Annotated in this window: 18 protein-coding genes; 10 read left to right on the top strand and 8 right to left on the bottom strand. The window is 60.3% G+C overall.

The window, feature by feature from the left end; translation table 11 throughout:
• Positions 1–126 precede the first annotated feature (126 nt).
• The 3 genes from HCI85_RS02010 to HCI85_RS02020 are packed head-to-tail and all read right to left on the bottom strand — an operon-like array spanning position 127 to position 2892.
• The gene (locus HCI85_RS02010; RefSeq protein ID WP_167141482.1) at positions 127–1341 is read right to left on the bottom strand and encodes a tryptophan--tRNA ligase; all 1215 of its coding nucleotides are present in this window, start codon (positions 1339–1341) and stop codon (positions 127–129) included.
• 44 nt (positions 1342–1385) lie between these two features.
• A complete protein-coding gene (locus HCI85_RS02015; protein ID WP_090251107.1) occupies positions 1386–2015 on the bottom strand; it encodes an L-threonylcarbamoyladenylate synthase in 630 nt (209 codons plus the stop codon).
• Positions 2016–2028: 13 nt separating this feature from the next.
• Positions 2029–2892 carry a PHP domain-containing protein gene (locus HCI85_RS02020; RefSeq protein ID WP_167141485.1) on the bottom strand — a complete coding sequence of 288 codons (864 nt, stop codon included), beginning with the start codon at positions 2890–2892 and terminating at the stop codon, positions 2029–2031.
• Between the two features lie 151 nt (positions 2893–3043).
• On the opposite strand from HCI85_RS02020, the gene HCI85_RS02025 reads away from it, so the two are divergent.
• The 5 genes from HCI85_RS02025 (at position 3044) to HCI85_RS02045 (ending at position 6459) form a co-directional block, all read left to right on the top strand.
• Positions 3044–3343: a YciI family protein gene (locus HCI85_RS02025; protein WP_167141487.1), complete on the top strand. Its 300-nt coding sequence runs from the start codon at positions 3044–3046 to the stop codon at positions 3341–3343.
• Positions 3344–3396: 53 nt separating this feature from the next.
• Positions 3397–3798 (top strand): translation initiation factor 2, encoded by a 402-nt coding sequence (locus HCI85_RS02030; RefSeq protein ID WP_090248196.1) that lies wholly within the window; start codon positions 3397–3399, stop codon positions 3796–3798.
• Positions 3799–3801: 3 nt separating this feature from the next.
• On the top strand, positions 3802–4479 hold the full coding sequence (locus HCI85_RS02035; RefSeq protein WP_167141490.1) for a response regulator transcription factor: 678 nt from the start codon (positions 3802–3804) through the stop codon (positions 4477–4479).
• Positions 4480–4609: 130 nt separating this feature from the next.
• Positions 4610–5029, top strand: coding sequence for a Spy/CpxP family protein refolding chaperone (locus HCI85_RS02040; protein WP_167141492.1), 420 nt, complete (start codon positions 4610–4612; stop codon positions 5027–5029).
• 86 nt (positions 5030–5115) lie between these two features.
• Complete coding sequence (locus HCI85_RS02045) at positions 5116–6459, top strand: sensor histidine kinase (RefSeq protein ID WP_167141494.1); 1344 nt, start codon at positions 5116–5118, stop codon at positions 6457–6459.
• Here the strand turns inward: HCI85_RS02045 and HCI85_RS02050 are convergent.
• Both HCI85_RS02050 and HCI85_RS02055 read right to left on the bottom strand, forming a co-directional pair.
• Complete coding sequence (locus HCI85_RS02050; protein WP_160085022.1) at positions 6425–6991, bottom strand: nitroreductase family protein; 567 nt, start codon at positions 6989–6991, stop codon at positions 6425–6427. The two genes, HCI85_RS02045 and HCI85_RS02050, sit on opposite strands and share 35 nt — an antisense overlap.
• A gap of 74 nt (positions 6992–7065) precedes the next feature.
• Positions 7066–7437 carry a YkgJ family cysteine cluster protein gene (locus tag HCI85_RS02055; protein WP_167141497.1) on the bottom strand — a complete coding sequence of 124 codons (372 nt, stop codon included), beginning with the start codon at positions 7435–7437 and terminating at the stop codon, positions 7066–7068.
• Between the two features lie 154 nt (positions 7438–7591).
• Between HCI85_RS02055 and HCI85_RS02060 the strand changes: the two genes are divergently transcribed.
• Positions 7592–9046, top strand: coding sequence for a TrkH family potassium uptake protein (locus tag HCI85_RS02060; RefSeq protein WP_167141499.1), 1455 nt, complete (start codon positions 7592–7594; stop codon positions 9044–9046).
• A gap of 72 nt (positions 9047–9118) precedes the next feature.
• Complete coding sequence (locus HCI85_RS02065; protein WP_167141501.1) at positions 9119–10573, top strand: TrkH family potassium uptake protein; 1455 nt, start codon at positions 9119–9121, stop codon at positions 10571–10573.
• An 8-nt stretch (positions 10574–10581) separates the two neighbouring features.
• Here HCI85_RS02065 and HCI85_RS02070 read toward each other — a convergent pair whose 3' ends face one another.
• Positions 10582–11583, bottom strand: coding sequence for an AraC family transcriptional regulator (locus HCI85_RS02070; RefSeq protein ID WP_167141503.1), 1002 nt, complete (start codon positions 11581–11583; stop codon positions 10582–10584).
• A 152-nt stretch (positions 11584–11735) separates the two neighbouring features.
• Here HCI85_RS02070 and HCI85_RS02075 point away from each other — a divergent pair, with 152 nt between their 5' ends.
• Together HCI85_RS02075 and HCI85_RS02080 are read left to right on the top strand one after the other, a co-directional pair.
• Entirely contained in the window at positions 11736–12053 is a 318-nt protein-coding gene (locus tag HCI85_RS02075; RefSeq protein ID WP_167141505.1) for an Mpo1-like protein, read from the top strand.
• A 179-nt stretch (positions 12054–12232) separates the two neighbouring features.
• Positions 12233–13621 (top strand): adenylate/guanylate cyclase domain-containing protein, encoded by a 1389-nt coding sequence (locus HCI85_RS02080; protein ID WP_167141507.1) that lies wholly within the window; start codon positions 12233–12235, stop codon positions 13619–13621.
• Here the strand turns inward: HCI85_RS02080 and HCI85_RS02085 are convergent.
• Together HCI85_RS02085 and HCI85_RS02090 are read right to left on the bottom strand one after the other, a co-directional pair.
• Entirely contained in the window at positions 13614–14672 is a 1059-nt protein-coding gene (locus tag HCI85_RS02085) for a glycosyltransferase family 4 protein (protein ID WP_167141509.1), read from the bottom strand. The genes HCI85_RS02080 and HCI85_RS02085 overlap by 8 nt on opposite strands.
• Positions 14669–15487, bottom strand: coding sequence for a UDP-2,3-diacylglucosamine diphosphatase (locus HCI85_RS02090; RefSeq protein WP_090248215.1), 819 nt, complete (start codon positions 15485–15487; stop codon positions 14669–14671). The genes HCI85_RS02085 and HCI85_RS02090 overlap by 4 nt, the downstream gene beginning before the upstream one ends.
• Positions 15488–15612: 125 nt before the next feature.
• On the opposite strand from HCI85_RS02090, the gene HCI85_RS02095 reads away from it, so the two are divergent.
• Positions 15613–16362 (top strand): AraC family transcriptional regulator, encoded by a 750-nt coding sequence (locus HCI85_RS02095; RefSeq protein WP_167141511.1) that lies wholly within the window; start codon positions 15613–15615, stop codon positions 16360–16362.
• Positions 16363–16399: the final 37 nt, after the last annotated feature.

Genomic DNA, 16399 nt, shown 5'->3' on the forward strand with positions numbered 1-16399 from the left:
GGCCATACACCAGGGCAAATGGCAGCTCCTGCTGGGCATTGGCCTGATCCTGGGGATGGCTCTCGGTATGTTCCTGGGCTGGCACGCTGGACATGGTCATTCTCAAAGTTAGATACAGCGTCAGGTTCAGCGGTAATTCAGGCCAAGGGCCAGGCGCACTTCGGTGAGGGTTTCGCGCGCTTCAGAGCGCGCGCGCTCAGCGCCGTCGGCGAGAATCTGCCGGACCAGATCAGGGTTGTCCTGATAATCCGCAGCACGCGCCTGCAGAGGTTGCAGTTCCTGCTGCAGCGCTTCGACCAAGGGTGCCTTGCACTCCAGGCAGCCGATGCCGGCGCTGCGACAGCCTTGCTGTGCCCAGTCGCAGGTTTCATTGCTGGAATACAGCTGATGCAGCGACCACACCGGGCAATTCGCCGGGCTACCCGGATCATCACGATGCACCCGCGCCGGATCAGTCGGCATGCGGCGGATCTTCTCCTCGATCGCCGAACCGCTGTCACGCAGGAAAATCGCATTGTTATTGGATTTGGACATCTTGCCGCCATCAAGCCCAAGCAGCTTGGGCGAATCACCCAGCATGGCCTGCGGTTCGATCAGCAGAATCTTGCCGCCACCTTCCAGGTAGCCGTAAAGGCGCTCTTTATCGCCCAGGGTGATGCTCTGCTGATCCTTGAGCAGCGCTCGCGCGGTTTCCAGCGCCTCAGCGTCGCCCTGTTCCTGATAGGCCCTGCGCAGGTTGTTGTAGAGCGTCGCGGCTTTCTTGCCGAGCTTGATGATCGCCGCCTCGGCCTTTTCCTCAAAGCCCGGCTCGCGGCCATACAAGTGGTTGAAGCGCCGCGCCACATCGCGGGCAAACTCGATATGCGCCAGCTGATCGCTGCCGACCGGCACCACGCCTGCGCGGTATAGCAGGATGTCAGCCGCCTGCAGCAAGGGGTAACCGAGAAAGCCGAAGGTGCTCAGGTCCTTGCCGTTCAGCTGCTCCTGCTGTTCTTTATAGGAGGGCACGCGTTCCAGCCAACTGAGCGGGCAGATCATCGACAGTAGCAGGTGTAATTCAGCGTGTTCAGGGACTTGCGACTGGATAAACAGCGTCGCTGAGCTGGGGCTCACGCCGGCAGCCAACCAGTCCACCGCCATGTCCATGACGCGCTGCGACAGTGGACCGACATCGTCGTAATCAGTGGTCAGGGCGTGCAGGTCAACGATGCAGAAGAAGCATTCATAGGTGTGTTGCAGCTTCACCCAGTTCTTCAGCACACCTTGGTAGTGCCCCAAGTGCAGCAAGCCACTTGGGCGCATGCCAGACAGCACGCGGCGTTCAGCGTCAACAAGACTCAAAACGGATTACCTGAAAACTCAAAGGAACCCGATTATAGCCAGGATCAGTTGCCATTCGTAAAAGGCGACGGATCACCGCACCCTACTCGAAACACCTCGGGCTCATCGTTGAGCAAGCTGACCACAGTGGAGGCTTCCAGGCCGCCGAAGCCGCCATCGATGATCAGATCGACCTGATGCTCAAGCATCTGACGCATTTCGTAAGGATCACTCATCGGCAGCGTTTCGCCCGGCAAAATCAAGGTCACGCTCATCAATGCCTCATCCAGCTCGGCCAGCAAGGCCATGGCAATCGGATGATTAGGCACACGCAGGCCAATGGTGCGGCGTTTGGCATGCAGCAGCATGCGCGGGACTTCACGTGTGGCATTGAGAATAAACGTGTAAGGCCCGGGCGTATGACTCTTGAGCAGGCGGAAGGCTGCAGTATCAACCTTGGCAAAGGTACTGAGCTGCGACAGGTCGCGGCATACCAGGGTGAAGTTATGCTTGTCATCCAGTTGGCGCAGGCGACGAATACGCTCCACGGCGTTCTTGTCGCCAATATGGCAGCCGACTGCATAGGAAGAGTCGGTCGGATAGACCACCACACCGCCATTGCGGATGATTTCCACGGCCTGTTTGATCAACCGTGCTTGCGGGTTTTCCGGATGAATCTGGAAGAATTGGCTCACGCTAGGCCCCGGGTCAAAGTGCAGTAGGCTGCTGGACATGTTGGAACCGTGCCCATAAGGGCGGTAGATCCTCGGGCACCGGGCGGTAAACGCCCAGTTCAGACCACTGGCCAGGCGCATGGAAATCACTGCCAGCGGTGACGAACATGCCGAACTCCCTCGCCAGAATCGCTAGACTGCCCACCTGATCAGCGGGCTGCATGCCGTTGACCACTTCCAATGAATGCCCACCCGCTCCGACAAAATCGGCAATTAACTTACGCCGTTTACTGCGAGTAAAGTCGTACTGCCAGGGATGCGCCAGGCTGACCCAGGCACCTGCTCGGCGCAACGTATCCACAGTTTGCGCCAGCTCCGGCCAATGCTGTTTCACATCCCCCAACTTGCCTGAACCCAACCACTTGCGGAACGCTTCAGCACGGTCCTTGACGTACCCACTGCGCACCAGAAAGTCGGCAAAATGCGGGCGTGCCGGAGCATTGCCACTGTCGCCCAACTCCTGCTGCAGAGCACGCGCACCTTCCAGTGCCCCCGGCATACCTTTGGCTTCCAGACGCTTACTGATTTCCGCAGCGCGCAGCCAGCGCCCATCGTGCAATTCGGCAATTGCCTGCTGTAACGCCGGCGCATCGCGATTAAAGGCGTAGCCCAGCACATGAATGGTCGCGCCGCCCCAGGTGCAGGACAGCTCGATACCGTTGATCAACTGCATGCCCAATGCCTGCGCCGCTGCGCCTGCTTCATCGAGGCCATCAAGGGTGTCGTGATCGGTCAACGCCAGCACACGCACACCGCGCTCAAACGCCCGCGCCACCACCACAGCGGGCGCGAGTGCGCCATCTGAAGCGGTGCTGTGGCAATGCAAATCAACATCCATAGGGGGCGCATTCCGAGTCATTTATGTTTGATATTATGCCGCCAGATGCAGATTCTTGCTGGCTTGCACCAATATTTCCTCGACTTTGCCTGACCGGGCTGCTTTTCTCCCCAAGCAGCGGCCTGCGCCGACGACCTTATTAAGGATTGAAATGCTCTACGCGATCATTGCCACCGATGTGCAGAACTCCCTGGAAAACCGCTTGAATGCCCGTCCGGCGCACCTTGCGCGCCTGGAGCAGCTGAAAAACGAGGGTCGCCTGATCCTCGCCGGACCGCACCCCGCCGTCGACAGCAATGATCCAGGCCCTGCGGGGTTTTCCGGCAGCTTGATCGTCGCCGAGTTCGAGTCACTGCAAGCCGCACAACAGTGGGCCGAAGCCGATCCTTACCGCGCCGCTGGGGTGTACGCCTCGGTGCTGGTAAAACCCTTCAAATTGGTCTTGCCTTGAGCCAACCTCCCGCTGAATAACCCATAACAACAATTACAAAGATAGGAGTTCCGATGCGTCCAGGCCCGCTGTTTCTGCTCTTGACCCTGTGCTTGCCAGCCGTCACTCAGGCTGAGGAAAGCCCTCCGCTGCCATTGGCAGAAGCCACTTCAGCGCAGACGCAGATTGATGAACTGGAGCAGCGACTGGCGCTCAGCGAAGAGCAACGCGAAGCCCTCGCGACTGAACTGCAGACCAGCAGCAACGAACGTGACACCGTGCAGCTGCAGCGCCTGCGCCAGGAAAACCAGCGCCTCAAGCTGCAGCTGAAAAAAGCCATCGCCAGCGCCCCGCAACCGCTGATCAGTGAGCAGCAGATGTGGTTTGCCACGGGCGCCGGGGCCGGCTTACTCGGGGTGATCATCGGCGCCCTGCTACGCCGTGGCCGTCGCTCACGCAGCGAGTGGCTTAACTGACCCATGAGTGATCTGCTGTTAATCGACGACGACGTCGAACTCTGCGAACTGCTGACCAGCTGGCTGACCCAGGAAGGCTTTCAGGTCAGTGCCTGCCATGATGGTCACAGCGCGCGCAATGCCCTCGCCAAACACAGCCCGGATGCCGTGGTGCTGGATGTGATGCTGCCCGATGGCAGCGGCCTGGAGCTGCTCAAGCAGTTACGCAGCGACCATCCGGAGCTGCCGGTGCTGATGCTCTCGGCGCGCGGCGAACCGCTGGACCGGATTCTCGGTCTTGAACTGGGCGCCGACGATTACCTGGCCAAACCTTGCGACCCCCGCGAACTCACCGCGCGCCTGCGCGCAGTGTTACGCCGCAGCCTGCCGGCCACACCCAGCAGCCCACTCGACCTGGGTGACCTGCATTACAGTCAGGCCCGCGGCACCGTGACCCTGGGCGAACAAGAAGTGCTGCTGACGCTCTCGGAAAGCCGCATCCTCGAAGCCTTGCTGCAACAGCCGGGCGAACCGGTGGATAAACAGGAACTGGCGCAACTGGCCCTCGGCCGCAAACTGACTCTGTATGACCGCAGCCTGGATATGCACGTCAGTAACCTGCGCAAAAAACTCGGCCCGCATGCCGACGGCCGCCAGCGAATTTTGGCGCTGCGTAGCCGCGGTTACTACTACAGCGTCTGAGCCGTAGTTGTGTAAATCAGCTGCGCCGCGCTCTTTACCTAAGCTTTACCTTGCCCTGACCGCCCTTGACCTTGACCGCCCTAGACTGGGCTCATCCGGTGTTTACCGGTTTCAGACAAGGAGACACACCATGCGTAAAACTCTGACCGCAGTACTGCTCGCCCTGACGCTCCCAACCCTGGCCATGGCCATGCCTGAAGACGGTCCACGGCACGGCGGCGGCCATCATGGCGAACATGGCTCCCGGATGTTTAAAGAACTCGACCTGAGCAAAGAGCAGCACCGCGAAATCCGTAAGCTGATGGGCGAGCAGATGCAAGGTCGCCATGAGATCACCAAGCGCTACCTGGACAAGCTGCCGGCGGCGGAACAGAAAGCCATGCAGGACGAATTGAAGGCAGCCAAGGACAAACAGCACAGCGCCATCCGCGCCCTGCTCAAGCCCGAGCAGCAGAAAGCCTTCGACGAGCACCAGAAAAAGATGGAAGAGCGCCGCGCCGAGCACCAGGCATTCAAGGCTTGGCAGGCAGACCAAGCGAAAAAGAACTGATCCAGGCATTGTTGCCGCTACGCCCACCCGGTTTTCCAGCCGGGTGGGCGTTAGCATTTCTACTACTGCATCACTAAGGAGCTACCGTGCGGTCACTGTTCTGGCGCATTTTTGCCAGCTTCTGGCTGGCCATTGCCCTGGTTGCCGGGCTGTCCATGTTGCTTGGGCGCATGCTCAATCAGGATGCCTGGCTGCTCAGCCAGCACCCCGGCATGGACGACCTCGCCGAGACATGGACGCAACGCTATGAAATGAAAGGCCCGCGCGCAGCCCAAAATTTGCTCGAACAACGCAAACGCAAGTTCCGCATCGATGTGCAGGTCCTCGATGACAGCGGCCAGCCGGTCGTTCAAGGCACCTTCCCGCCGCGTGCGGCGGCTTTTGAAGCCCGTCACCGCAATGAAAAGCGCCTGCCCTGGCGCCGTTTGAGTGTCGATTACACAAGCCCACACAGCGGCGAAACCTACTTGTTTATTTACCGCATCCCGATTCCAGAAGTTGCCGCCTGGCAGCGCGACAGCCTGCTCTGGCCGTTGAGCGCGCTGGGCATCGCCATGTTGGTGCTGACCCTCTTCAGCCTATGGCTGACGCTGTCTATCACCCGCCCACTGAATCGCTTGCGCGGCGCAGTGCATGATCTGGGGCAAACCGCCTACCAGCAGAACAGCCTGGCCAAACTGGCCGAGCGACGTGATGAACTCGGCGTACTGGCGGCTGACTTCAACCGCATGGGCGAGCGTGTTCAAGGTTTGATCAGCAGTCAGCGCCAGCTGCTGCGCGACGTGTCACATGAGTTGCGCTCCCCCCTGGCCCGCCTGCGTATCGCCCTGGCGCTGACCGAGCGCGCCGATGCAGTGGAACGGGAAAAGTACTGGCCACGCCTGAGCCAGGAGTGTGACCGCCTGGAAGCGCTGATCAGTGAAATTCTCACCCTCGCCCGCCTCGACGCCGAACCGGGCGCCGCGCAGCCAATCAACCTGGGTGAGCTGCTGCACAAACTGCAGGACGATGCGCGCCTGGATGCGCCCGAGCAAACAATCGAGATTCAGCTGGAAAGCGACCTGCAGCTCAACGGTTGGCCGGACATGCTGCAACGCGCGCTGGATAACCTGCTGCGCAATGCCCTGCGCTTTAACCCGGTAGGCCAGACTATTGAACTGACGGCCAGCCGAAACGCCGAGCAACTATGCCTGAGCGTACGTGACCATGGCCCCGGCGTTGCGCCTGAACTGCTGACGCGACTTGGCGAACCCTTCTTCCGCGCGCCCGGCCAAACCAGTAGTGGTCATGGCCTCGGGCTTGCCATCGCGCGCCGCGCGGCGGAGCGGCATGGCGGGCAACTGGAGCTGAGTAATCATGCGCAAGGCGGCTTTATCGCCACCCTGCGCCTACCGCTTACTCTGCCGAATCAGGCGCTGACCAGGCCGTGACAAAATCATCGACCTGAACCTGCGGCACCGCACGCAACTCGCGCTCCGGCGTACCCAGGTAGAGGTAGGCAATAACCTGCTCATCCGCGCTCAGACCCAGGCCAGCGGCGACCTGCGGGTTGTAGGCCATATCACCGGTGCGCCAGACCGCACCAATACCTTGCGCATGGGCAGCCAGCAGAATCCCGTGGGCAGCGCAGCCGGCGGCCAGCACTTGCTCCTGCTCTGGGACTTTAGGGCTGGCTTGTACGCGGGCAATCACCACCACCAGCAACGGCGCACGCAGTGGCATGGCACGCGCTTTGGTCAAGGCTTCAGGGCTGGCATCAGCAGGTAATGCACGGGCAAACAGCTCACCCAGTTGCACAAGCGCTTCGCCTTCCACTGTGAGGAAGCGCCAGGGTTTGAGCTGACCGTGATCGGGCGCGCGCAAGGCGGCACGAAACAGCAGCTCACGCTGAGCAGCATCAGGGGCAGGCGCCATCAGGCGCGGCGCAGAAACACGGTTTAGCAACGCATCAAGAGCGTCCATCAGCCACCTCGGCAATTGAAACAGTCGACCATTCTAGTGCCTGCGCGCAGCTGAGGGGCAATCCGCACAGATTCTCAGGCCACCCGCTCGGGAGAAACGCTCGGCAACACCGGCGGCATTAACGGCGGCAAGCCGTGCGCACTGCGCGCCGCATCGCAATGCGGATTGTGCTCGCCATTGGCCCAGGAGGCCTCAAATTCGCGGCAGGTGCTGGAGCGCTGTTCATACAGCGTACAGCGCACCCCCTGGCCAACTTCCCCCAGCAGGGCGTTACAACGCGTGGGTTTGCTTTCCGTGCCACGCATGGCAACACGGTGCGGGGTGATCAGCACAACCTGATCGTCCGGCATCAAACCACCGGCCGATTGGCACTCCCCCCAGAAAAAAGACACACGAAAATGCGCGCAGCAGGCGCCACAGCTAAGACAAGGATTACTATCGGACATGATTTGGAGGGCTCAGAAACCGGCAAGGGCCGGCACCTGGTGGCTATTCTATGCAGCGCCAAGCGCTTGTAAAGCACCCATTACGACTGCTGTACAGCGGCTGCAGCGCGCGTAGAATGACGACCCTTTGCCCTACAGAGCCCGAGCCGACTCCATGTCATTGCCGACACTGCGCATCATTGCTTTTATTCTCGGCATCTTCCTGATCACTCTGGCCGTCAGCATGCTCATCCCCATGTTGACGCTGCTGCTGTATTCACGCACCGACGACCTCAACGCCTTTCTCTGGTCCAGCCTGGTAACCGCAGTTGCAGGCATTGCCATGGTCCTCCCTGGGCGACCGAAAGAAGCGCATCTGCGCCCGCGCGACATGTACCTGCTAACCACCGGTAGCTGGCTGGTGGTGTGCATCTTCGCCGCCCTACCGATGGTGCTGATTCAGCACATCAGCTACACCGATGCCTTCTTCGAAACCATGTCCGGCGTTACCACCACCGGCTCAACCATTCTGGTTGGATTGGATAAGGCATCACCGGGCCTGTTGATCTGGCGCTCGATGCTGCAGTGGCTGGGCGGTATCGGCTTTATCGGCATGGCGGTGGCGATTCTGCCGTTGCTGCGGGTTGGTGGCATGCGCCTGTTCCAGACAGAATCCTCCGACTGGGGCGAGAAGGTCATGCCACGCTCGCATATGGCGGCCAAATACATTCTGTTTATCTACCTGAGCCTTACCCTGATCGGCTTTCTCGGCTTTTGGCTGGCGGGCATGACGCCCTTCGATGCGATCAATCATGCAATGACCTCGATCTCCACCGGCGGCTACTCGACCTCGGATTCATCCCTGGCCAACTGGAGCCAACCGGCCGTGCACTGGGTGGCAGTGGTATTGATGATCTTCGGCGGCCTGCCCTTTACCCTGTATGTCGCCACACTTCGCGGCAACCGCAAAGCGCTGTTCAAGGACCACCAGGTACGCGGCTTTCTCGGCTTTCTCGTGGCCACCTGGCTGGTGTTCGGTACCTGGCTGTGGCTGCACTCGGATAACAGCTGGCTGGATGCGTTTCGCATCGTTGCGGTGAACGTCACCTCGGTGGTCACCACCACCGGCTATGCCCTGGGCGATTACACCACCTGGGGCAGTTTCGCCGTGCTACTGTTCTTCTACCTGACCTTTGTCGGCGGCTGTTCGGGTTCCACCTCCGGCGGCCTGAAGATCTTTCGCTTTCAGGTGGCCTATGTGCTGCTGCGGGCCAACCTGCAGCAACTGGTGCACCCACGCGCAGTAATCAAGCAGCAGTACAACAACCACAATCTTGATGAAGAGATTGTCCGCTCGCTGATCACCTTTTCGTTTTTCTTCACCATCACCATCGGCGTGATCGCACTCGGCCTGACTCTGCTTGGCCTGGACTGGGTAACCGCGCTAACCGGTGCCGCGACAGCCGTCTGTAACGTGGGCCCGGGACTAGGGCCAATCATCGGCCCGGCAGGTAATTTTTCGACCTTGCCGGATGCGGCCAAATGGCTGCTGACCATCGGCATGCTGCTCGGTCGACTGGAAATCCTCACCGTACTGGTTCTGGTCACGCGAGCATTCTGGCGCCATTGAGTGAAATCGACCGAGCGAAAAGCCAGCCCGATCACCTAGACTCCTGCTACTCATGGAATGGAACACGCTTAAATGGCTTGGCCGACCCTGCGGATTATCGCGTTTATCAATGGCATCTTTCTTCTGACCCTGGCGATCAGCATGGCAGTCCCCATGTTGACCCTCGTATTGTTTGCGCGGCCTGATGAGCTCAATGCGTTTCTCTGGTCCAGCCTGATCACATGCATAGCGGGTATCGCAATGATTGCCCAGGGTCGGCCCAAAGACGTGCAGCTGCGCCCACGCGACATGTACTTACTGACGGTGTCCAGCTGGATTTTGGTGGGGCTGTTCGCCGCACTGCCGTTCATGTTTTCCCAACACCTGGGCGTGACCGACGCAGTATTCGAGAGCATGTCGGGCATCACCGCCACCGGCGCCACGGTCCTCACGGGGCTGGACAGCATGTCACCGGGGATTCTGATCTGGCGTTCTCTGCTGCACTGGCTCGGCGGGATTGGCTTTATCGCCATGGCCGTGGCGATTCTGCCCATGCTGCGCATCGGCGGCATGCGCCTGTTCCAGACTGAATCCTCGGACCGCTCCGAAAAAATCATGCCGCGCTCGCATATGGTCGCCAAATACATGATCGCCGCTTACCTGGGCATCAGCCTCATCGGCTGCCTGGCACTCTGGACCGCTGGCATGGGCGTATTCGATGCGATCAACCACACCATGTCAGCCATCGCGACCGGCGGGTTTTCCACCTCTGATCAGTCCCTGGGGAAATGGACCGAGCCCGCCGTGCACTGGGTGACCATCGTACTGATGATTCTCGGCAGTGTGCCGTTCGTGCTGTTTGCCTCAATGCTGCGCGGCAATTACAAAGCCCTGATCCGCGACCAGCAGGTGCGGGGCTTTATCGGCATTCTGCTGAGCACCTGGCTGCTACTCGGCACGTGGTATTACATCAGCACCGAGCTGCACTGGCTCGAAGCCATTCGCCACGTGGCGTTCAACACCACCTCGATCATGACCACCACCGGCTTTGCCCTGGGTGACTACACACTGTGGGGCGGTTTTGCCGGCATGCTGTTCTTCTACTTGGGGTTTATCGGGGGGTGTTCGGGCTCAACTGCCGGCGGCCTGAAGATCTTCCGTTTTCAGGTAGCCTACGTGCTGCTCCGGGCCAACCTGATGCAACTGATTCATCCGCGCGCGGTGATCAAGCAGCAGTACAACCGCCACCATCTAGATGAAGACATTGTCCGCTCGATTCTGACCTTCTCGTTCTTCTTCACCATCACCATCGCCGTGCTGGCATTGGGCCTGACGCTCTGCGGCCTGGACTGGATCACCGCACTCAGTGGCGCGGCCAGCACCGTCTCCGGCGTCGGCCCGGGCATGGGCCCGATCATTGGCCCGGCGGGTAATTTCTCCAGCCTTCCGGACACCGCCAAATGGCTGCTGACCTTCGGCATGCTGCTCGGCCGCCTGGAAATCCTCACCGTGTTGGTGCTGATGCTGCCGGCCTTCTGGCGACACTAAGCGCGTCGCTACAGCCGCGCGCGGTACTCGCCCGGCGTACTGTCAAACCAGCGACGGAAAGCGCGGAAGAAGTTGCTCGGATCAGAGAAACCCAGCAGGTAGGAAATTTCCAGTAGGGTCAGGTTAGCCTGCCCCAGGTACTGGCCGGCTAACTCACGGCGCGTATCGTCGAGCAGGTGCTGGTAGCTGGTGCCTTCATCCTGCAAGCGCCGCTGCAACGTACGCTCAGACAGCAACAGCGCCTGCGCCACCGCCTCACGCTTGGGTTCGCCCTGAGGCAACAGACGACATAGCACCTGACGCACCTGATGGGTCACCCGTGTACCGGAAAAACGCGCCAGGTAATCGCCGGCAAAGCGGTCATGCAGCTGTGCCAGCGCCTCATTGGCTGACGGCAGCGGAGCATCTAGGTCTGCGCGCTCGAACAGCAAGGCGTAATGCTCGGCATTGAATTTCAGCGGACACTGGAACACTTCCTCATAGGGCGCCATGTCCTCCGGCGCCGGCCCGATAAAGCTCACCCGCCGCGGGCGCAGCGGCTTGCCCGTCAGCCAACGGCAAAACGCTAGGGAGTGCGCCAGCGAGGCCTCGGCACTTTGCCGCGCCGAGGGTAGCCGGTCACCATGAATCGCCAGCAGCATCTCATAGCCTTCCGGGGTGGGATGAAAGCTGAGGTCGGCCCCTTCGCCAATAATCCGCTGATAACGCACCAGCCGGGCAAAGCCTTCCTGCAGGTTGCGACTGCTCATCACCGCATACCCAACCACATTGAAGGACGATGGTCGCAAGATCTTCGCCATATTCAGGCCAATGGCCGGATTGCCCGAGGCCTCCACGGCCATGTGCCAGAGCCGGGTCATCGCATCTTGGGCAAACCGCGCGTTGGGATCGGTCAGGGCTGCATAGTCGAGCCCCAACTGGGCAAACAGGCTGCGGCAATCAACCCCGCCAAGCTCCAGGGCCGCGACAATGCCCGAGGCCCAACTGGATGAAGTGGTACGTTCGCTCATGAGTTGTTCTTATAAGGGAATCTAGGGGGCGACAGAAGGATACTAAACTGGCACCTAATGTCAGTGGCCCAGCGCGTCAGTCGACCTAGACTGCTAGTAAGCCGCCACAGCTGCAAGCTGGGTGACGCTCAAAAGAATAAGAGGAGCCCCCGATGAGTACTGAAACCCACGAACGCTTCAGCAGCTTCGCCGAGTTTTACCCCTATTACCTGCAGGAACACAGCAATGCTACCTGCCGCCGACTGCATTACGTTGGGAGCCTGTTGGTGCTCTGCGTGTTGGGCTATGCGCTGGTCACTCAGCAGTGGCTGTGGCTGCTGGCCATCCCGTTGCTGGGCTATGGCTTCGCCTGGGTCGGCCATTTCGTTTTCGAAAAAAACCGCCCCGCCACCTTTGACTACCCGTTCTACTCGCTGATGGGTGACTGGGTCATGCTCAAGGATGCCTTTACCGGACGCATCAAGTTTTAGGCACTCACTGCGCGCGACCACTGACCCACGCAGCCCTGCCGTTCAGCCGCCGCGCTTGGCGGTTGCGGTGGGCTTGGTTATGATCCCTGGCTTATTTCGCGCAGCCTGCACGGCGCGCCACCCAGGCACCCAGGCACCCAGCAGAGGTGCCAGACGAGCAGCAGGGATTGTCCCATCGGATGAATGTCAAAAGCGCCCCCCGAATTTCCGCACTGCCGGCACCACCGCTGCGTGAGTACTACTCGCGCGTACTGGCCTATATCGCCATCGCAGCCAGCATTGCCGCCGGCACCTACACCCAACATTTCAGCTACGACATTCTCTGGATGGTGCCCTACGCCCTGCTTTACCCGCACCTGGCGCACCACCTGAGCCTGCGCTTCAAGCGTGATCACCCGCAGCGCACGATGCTCAGCCTGCTATTTATTGATGCCTTGCACTGCGGTGGCGCGATTGCCCTGCTGGGTTTCTCAGTGGTACCCAGTTTAATGGCGCTACTGATCATGACGTTCAGTGCCCTGGTCATCGGCGGCCTGCGTTACCTCGGTCTGGCTGCCCTGATCGCCCTAAGCAGTGCCGTTTTTACCCTGGCCATAATTGAGGCCAAGCCCAACGTGCACACCCCGGCGCTGGTGGCACTGGTCAGCATTGCCTTCACCACCCTGTACATCTGTATCACCGCCTATTTTGTCCACCAGCAGGGCCTGCGCCTGGCGCAGGTGCGCAGCGAAATCAGCCGCGAACAGGAAAAAGCTGCCCGGTTGGCACGTAACCTCGCCAAGTACCTGTCACCGCAGGTGTGGGAGTCGATCTTCACTGGCAAGAAGAGCGTGCGCCTGGAGACCCAACGTAAAAAGCTCACGGTATTCTTCTCCGACATCAAAGGCTTCACCGAGCTGTCAGAGGAACTGGAAGCGGAAGCCCTGACCGACCTGCTCAACACCTACCTCAACGAGATGTCGAAGATCTGCCTGAAATACGGCGGCACGATCGACAAGTTCGTTGGCGACTGCGTGATGGTATTTTTCGGCGACCCGAGCAGCAAAGGCGCCAAGAAAGATGCGGTGAATGCCGTTTCCATGGCCATCGCCATGCGCAAGCATATGAAGGTACTGCGCCAGCAATGGCGTGCGCAGGGCATCACCAAACCGCTGGAAATCCGCATGGGGCTGAACACCGGTTACTGCACGGTGGGTAACTTCGGCGCCGATACACGCATGGACTACACCATCATCGGCCGCGACGTGAACCTCGCCAGCCGCCTGGAAAGCGCTGCTGAATCCGGTGAGATCCTGATCTCCCACGAAACCTATTCACTGATCAAGGACGTGATCATGTGCCGCGACAAGGGCCAGATCACCGTCAAGGGCTTTACCCGCCCGGTGCAGATCTATCAGGTGGTGGATTTCCGCCGCGACTTGGGCGCCACATCCAGTTACGTCGAACACGAACTGCCAGGCTTCTCCATGTACCTGGACACCAACGGCATCCAGAATTTCGACAAGGAAAAGGTCATCCAGGCCCTGAGTCAGGCAGCCGACAAGCTGCGTGACAAGGTGATCATGTAAGCGCCTGCTTATGCCCCGCTGCGTGTGAGTCCTGCACAACAGGCATACACAACTCACCATCCAGCAGCGGCTGCTGCGCCAGAAACTCCAGTGCTGACGCCCGCCAGGATTGTCGCGCAGCCAACTCGGCGCAACGCCCCCGATCCAAGCTCAAGGCCGCCAGACAGGCCGCGCGCAAGTCATCAAGCATGACCCCGCTGACGCCCTCTTGCAGCACATCCAGCGGCCCGGCCACCGGAAACGCTGCTACTGGCGTACCGCAGGCCAAAGCCTCGAGCATCACCAAACCATAGGTATCGGTACGCGAGGGGAATACCAGTACGCTGGCGGCCTGAAACGCCTCAGCCAAGGCCTGGCCATGCTGGTAGCCGAGAAAATTCACCTGCGGATAAGTCGCCTGCAATGCCTCGCGCTGCGGGCCATCGCCGACCACCAGCTTTTGCCCCGGCAGATCGAGGGCCAGAAACGCCTCGATATTCTTCTCCGGGGCGATCCGCCCAACATACAAAAACACTGGTTCGGCAAGGCTTGGTAGCGTTTTGGCTGGACGAAACAGCCGTGTATCGACGCCCTTGCACCACAGCACCAGGCGCTTGAAGCCCCAACTGGAAAACTCGTCACGCATGCGCTCGGTGGTCACCAGCACGGCCTGACTCGGCCGGTGAAAAGCACGCAGAAAGGCATAGCCCCAACCCAATGGGATCAAGGGCCAGCGGGTGTGCACGTATTCGGGAAAGCGCGTATGAATAGCACTGGAGAAGGCCAGACCGCGCGTGCTCAGCCAGCGCCGCGCTGCCCAACCCAATGGCCCTTCAGTCGCCAGGTGCACGCAGTCCGGCTGAAACGCGCGGATCGTCGGACCAACCTGCCAGAGGTTCCACACCAAGGGAATTTCCGGGTAACTGGGGCACGGCAGCGCGCGAAAGTCCGACGGTGACAGCAGCTTGACCTGATGGCCAAGACTCCGCAATTCGCTGATCAACGCCTGCAAACTGGTGACCACACCATTGACCTGGGGTGTCCAAGCGTCGGAGACGATCAGAATCCTCACAGAGCGGGCTCTGCAGCCGCAACTGGAGCTGCTTGCAGCTGGCGCGCCTGATCATCGGCCAGGCGATACAACTCGATGCTGCCATCCAGATGCTCGATCAAGGCCGTGCAGGACTCCACCCAATCGCCGCAATTCATGTACTCGACATCACCCATCGGGCGGATTTCGGCATGATGGATATGCCCACAGATCACGCCATTGAAGCCACGTTTGGCGCATTCATGGACGATGGCTTCTTCGAAGTCGCTGATGAAATTCACCGCGCTCTTGACCTTGTGCTTGAGGTACGCCGACAGCGACCAGTAACCGTAGCCATAACGGCTGCGCCAGAAATTCAGCCAGCGGTTGAGGGTCAGGGTAAAGCCATAGGCCGAGTCGCCAAGAAAGGCCAACCAGCGGTGGTAACGGGTGATCACGTCGAACTGGTCACCGTGAATCACCAGCAGCCGGCGACCATCGGCAGTGAAGTGCTCGGCCTCGTCGACCAACTGGATATTGCCGAGCATCAGGCTGGAATAGCGGCGCAGAAATTCGTCATGGTTGCCGGTGACGTAAACCACCTCGGTGCCACGCTTACTCATGGTCAGCAGGCGGCGGATCACGTTGCTGTGCGACTGCGGCCAGTACACCCCGCTGCGCAGCTTCCAGCCGTCGATGATGTCACCGACCAGGTAGATCTTGTCAGTCTGGTAGCGTTTGAGAAACGCCGCCAAATGTTCAGCCTGACAATCCCGGGTGCCCAGGTGCACGTCGGAAATCCACAGGGTACGGACACGTTGCTTGCGGCTGGGCTTGGCGAGCTGAGCGCTGGTCATGGACGACCTCCGGCTGGGTTTGCTCGAGTCTGCGCAGACGGAGTGAAAGACGCATGACAGCGCCGTGGCAATTCGGTGACAACCTCTAAAGGGTATAAACTGGCTAGCCGAACAAGGAGCCCACCATGTCCTCGCTGCTCTCGCTGCGTCACTACAGCCATGAACTGCTCAGCCACAGCCATGACCATGCGCAGCTAGTGTTTGGCTTGAGCGGCCTGCTGGAGTTTGAGGTGGCAGGCCAAAGCAGCCAGGTTAAACACCAGACCCTGGCCGTGGTACCTAGCGCTGCGCAGCACGCCTGCGGTAGCAAAGACGGCAGTCATTGCCTGGTGCTCGACGTACCCGCAGACAGCTGGCTGCAACAACAGCTGGGCCAGCACGTGGATGCCACTCGCCGCCTGCTGGACAAACCTGCCGCCGTCAGCCTCAACCCTGCGCAGAGCCAGTTGGTCAGCTGGCTGGCCGCCAGCCCAATCAATGACCCGGTCATTGCCCAGCAAGGCGCAGCTCTGCTCTTGGCCAGCCTGGCCAATGGCGAGACTTCTGCCCACGCAGCCAGTCGCCTGCCGCTGGCGGCGCTGGATGCGCATATCGACCAGCATGCCGCGCACCCCTTGCAGGTGGCCGATTTGGCGCGCCTGGCCGGCCTGTCGGCAGCACGTTTTCATGCGCGCTTTCTCGCCGAGACCGGGCAAACACCGATGGATTACGTACGCAGCCGTCGCCTGCAGCTGGCACGTCAACTGCTCCAAGGTAGCAACCTGGCAATTGGCGAGATTGCTGCGCGGGTCGGCTACAGCTCGCAAAGTGCCTTTAGCGCCGCCCTGTCACGGCATCTCGGCGTTACGCCTCGGCAACTGCGCCGCACCGACTAATTTGCAGGCACTCTCTTGTGAGAGCCTGGCGACAAAA

Origin of the sequence: Pseudomonas sp. OTU750018 (assembly GCF_011636575.1) — a bacterium.
Lineage (GTDB): Bacteria > Pseudomonadota > Gammaproteobacteria > Pseudomonadales > Pseudomonadaceae > Aquipseudomonas > Aquipseudomonas peli.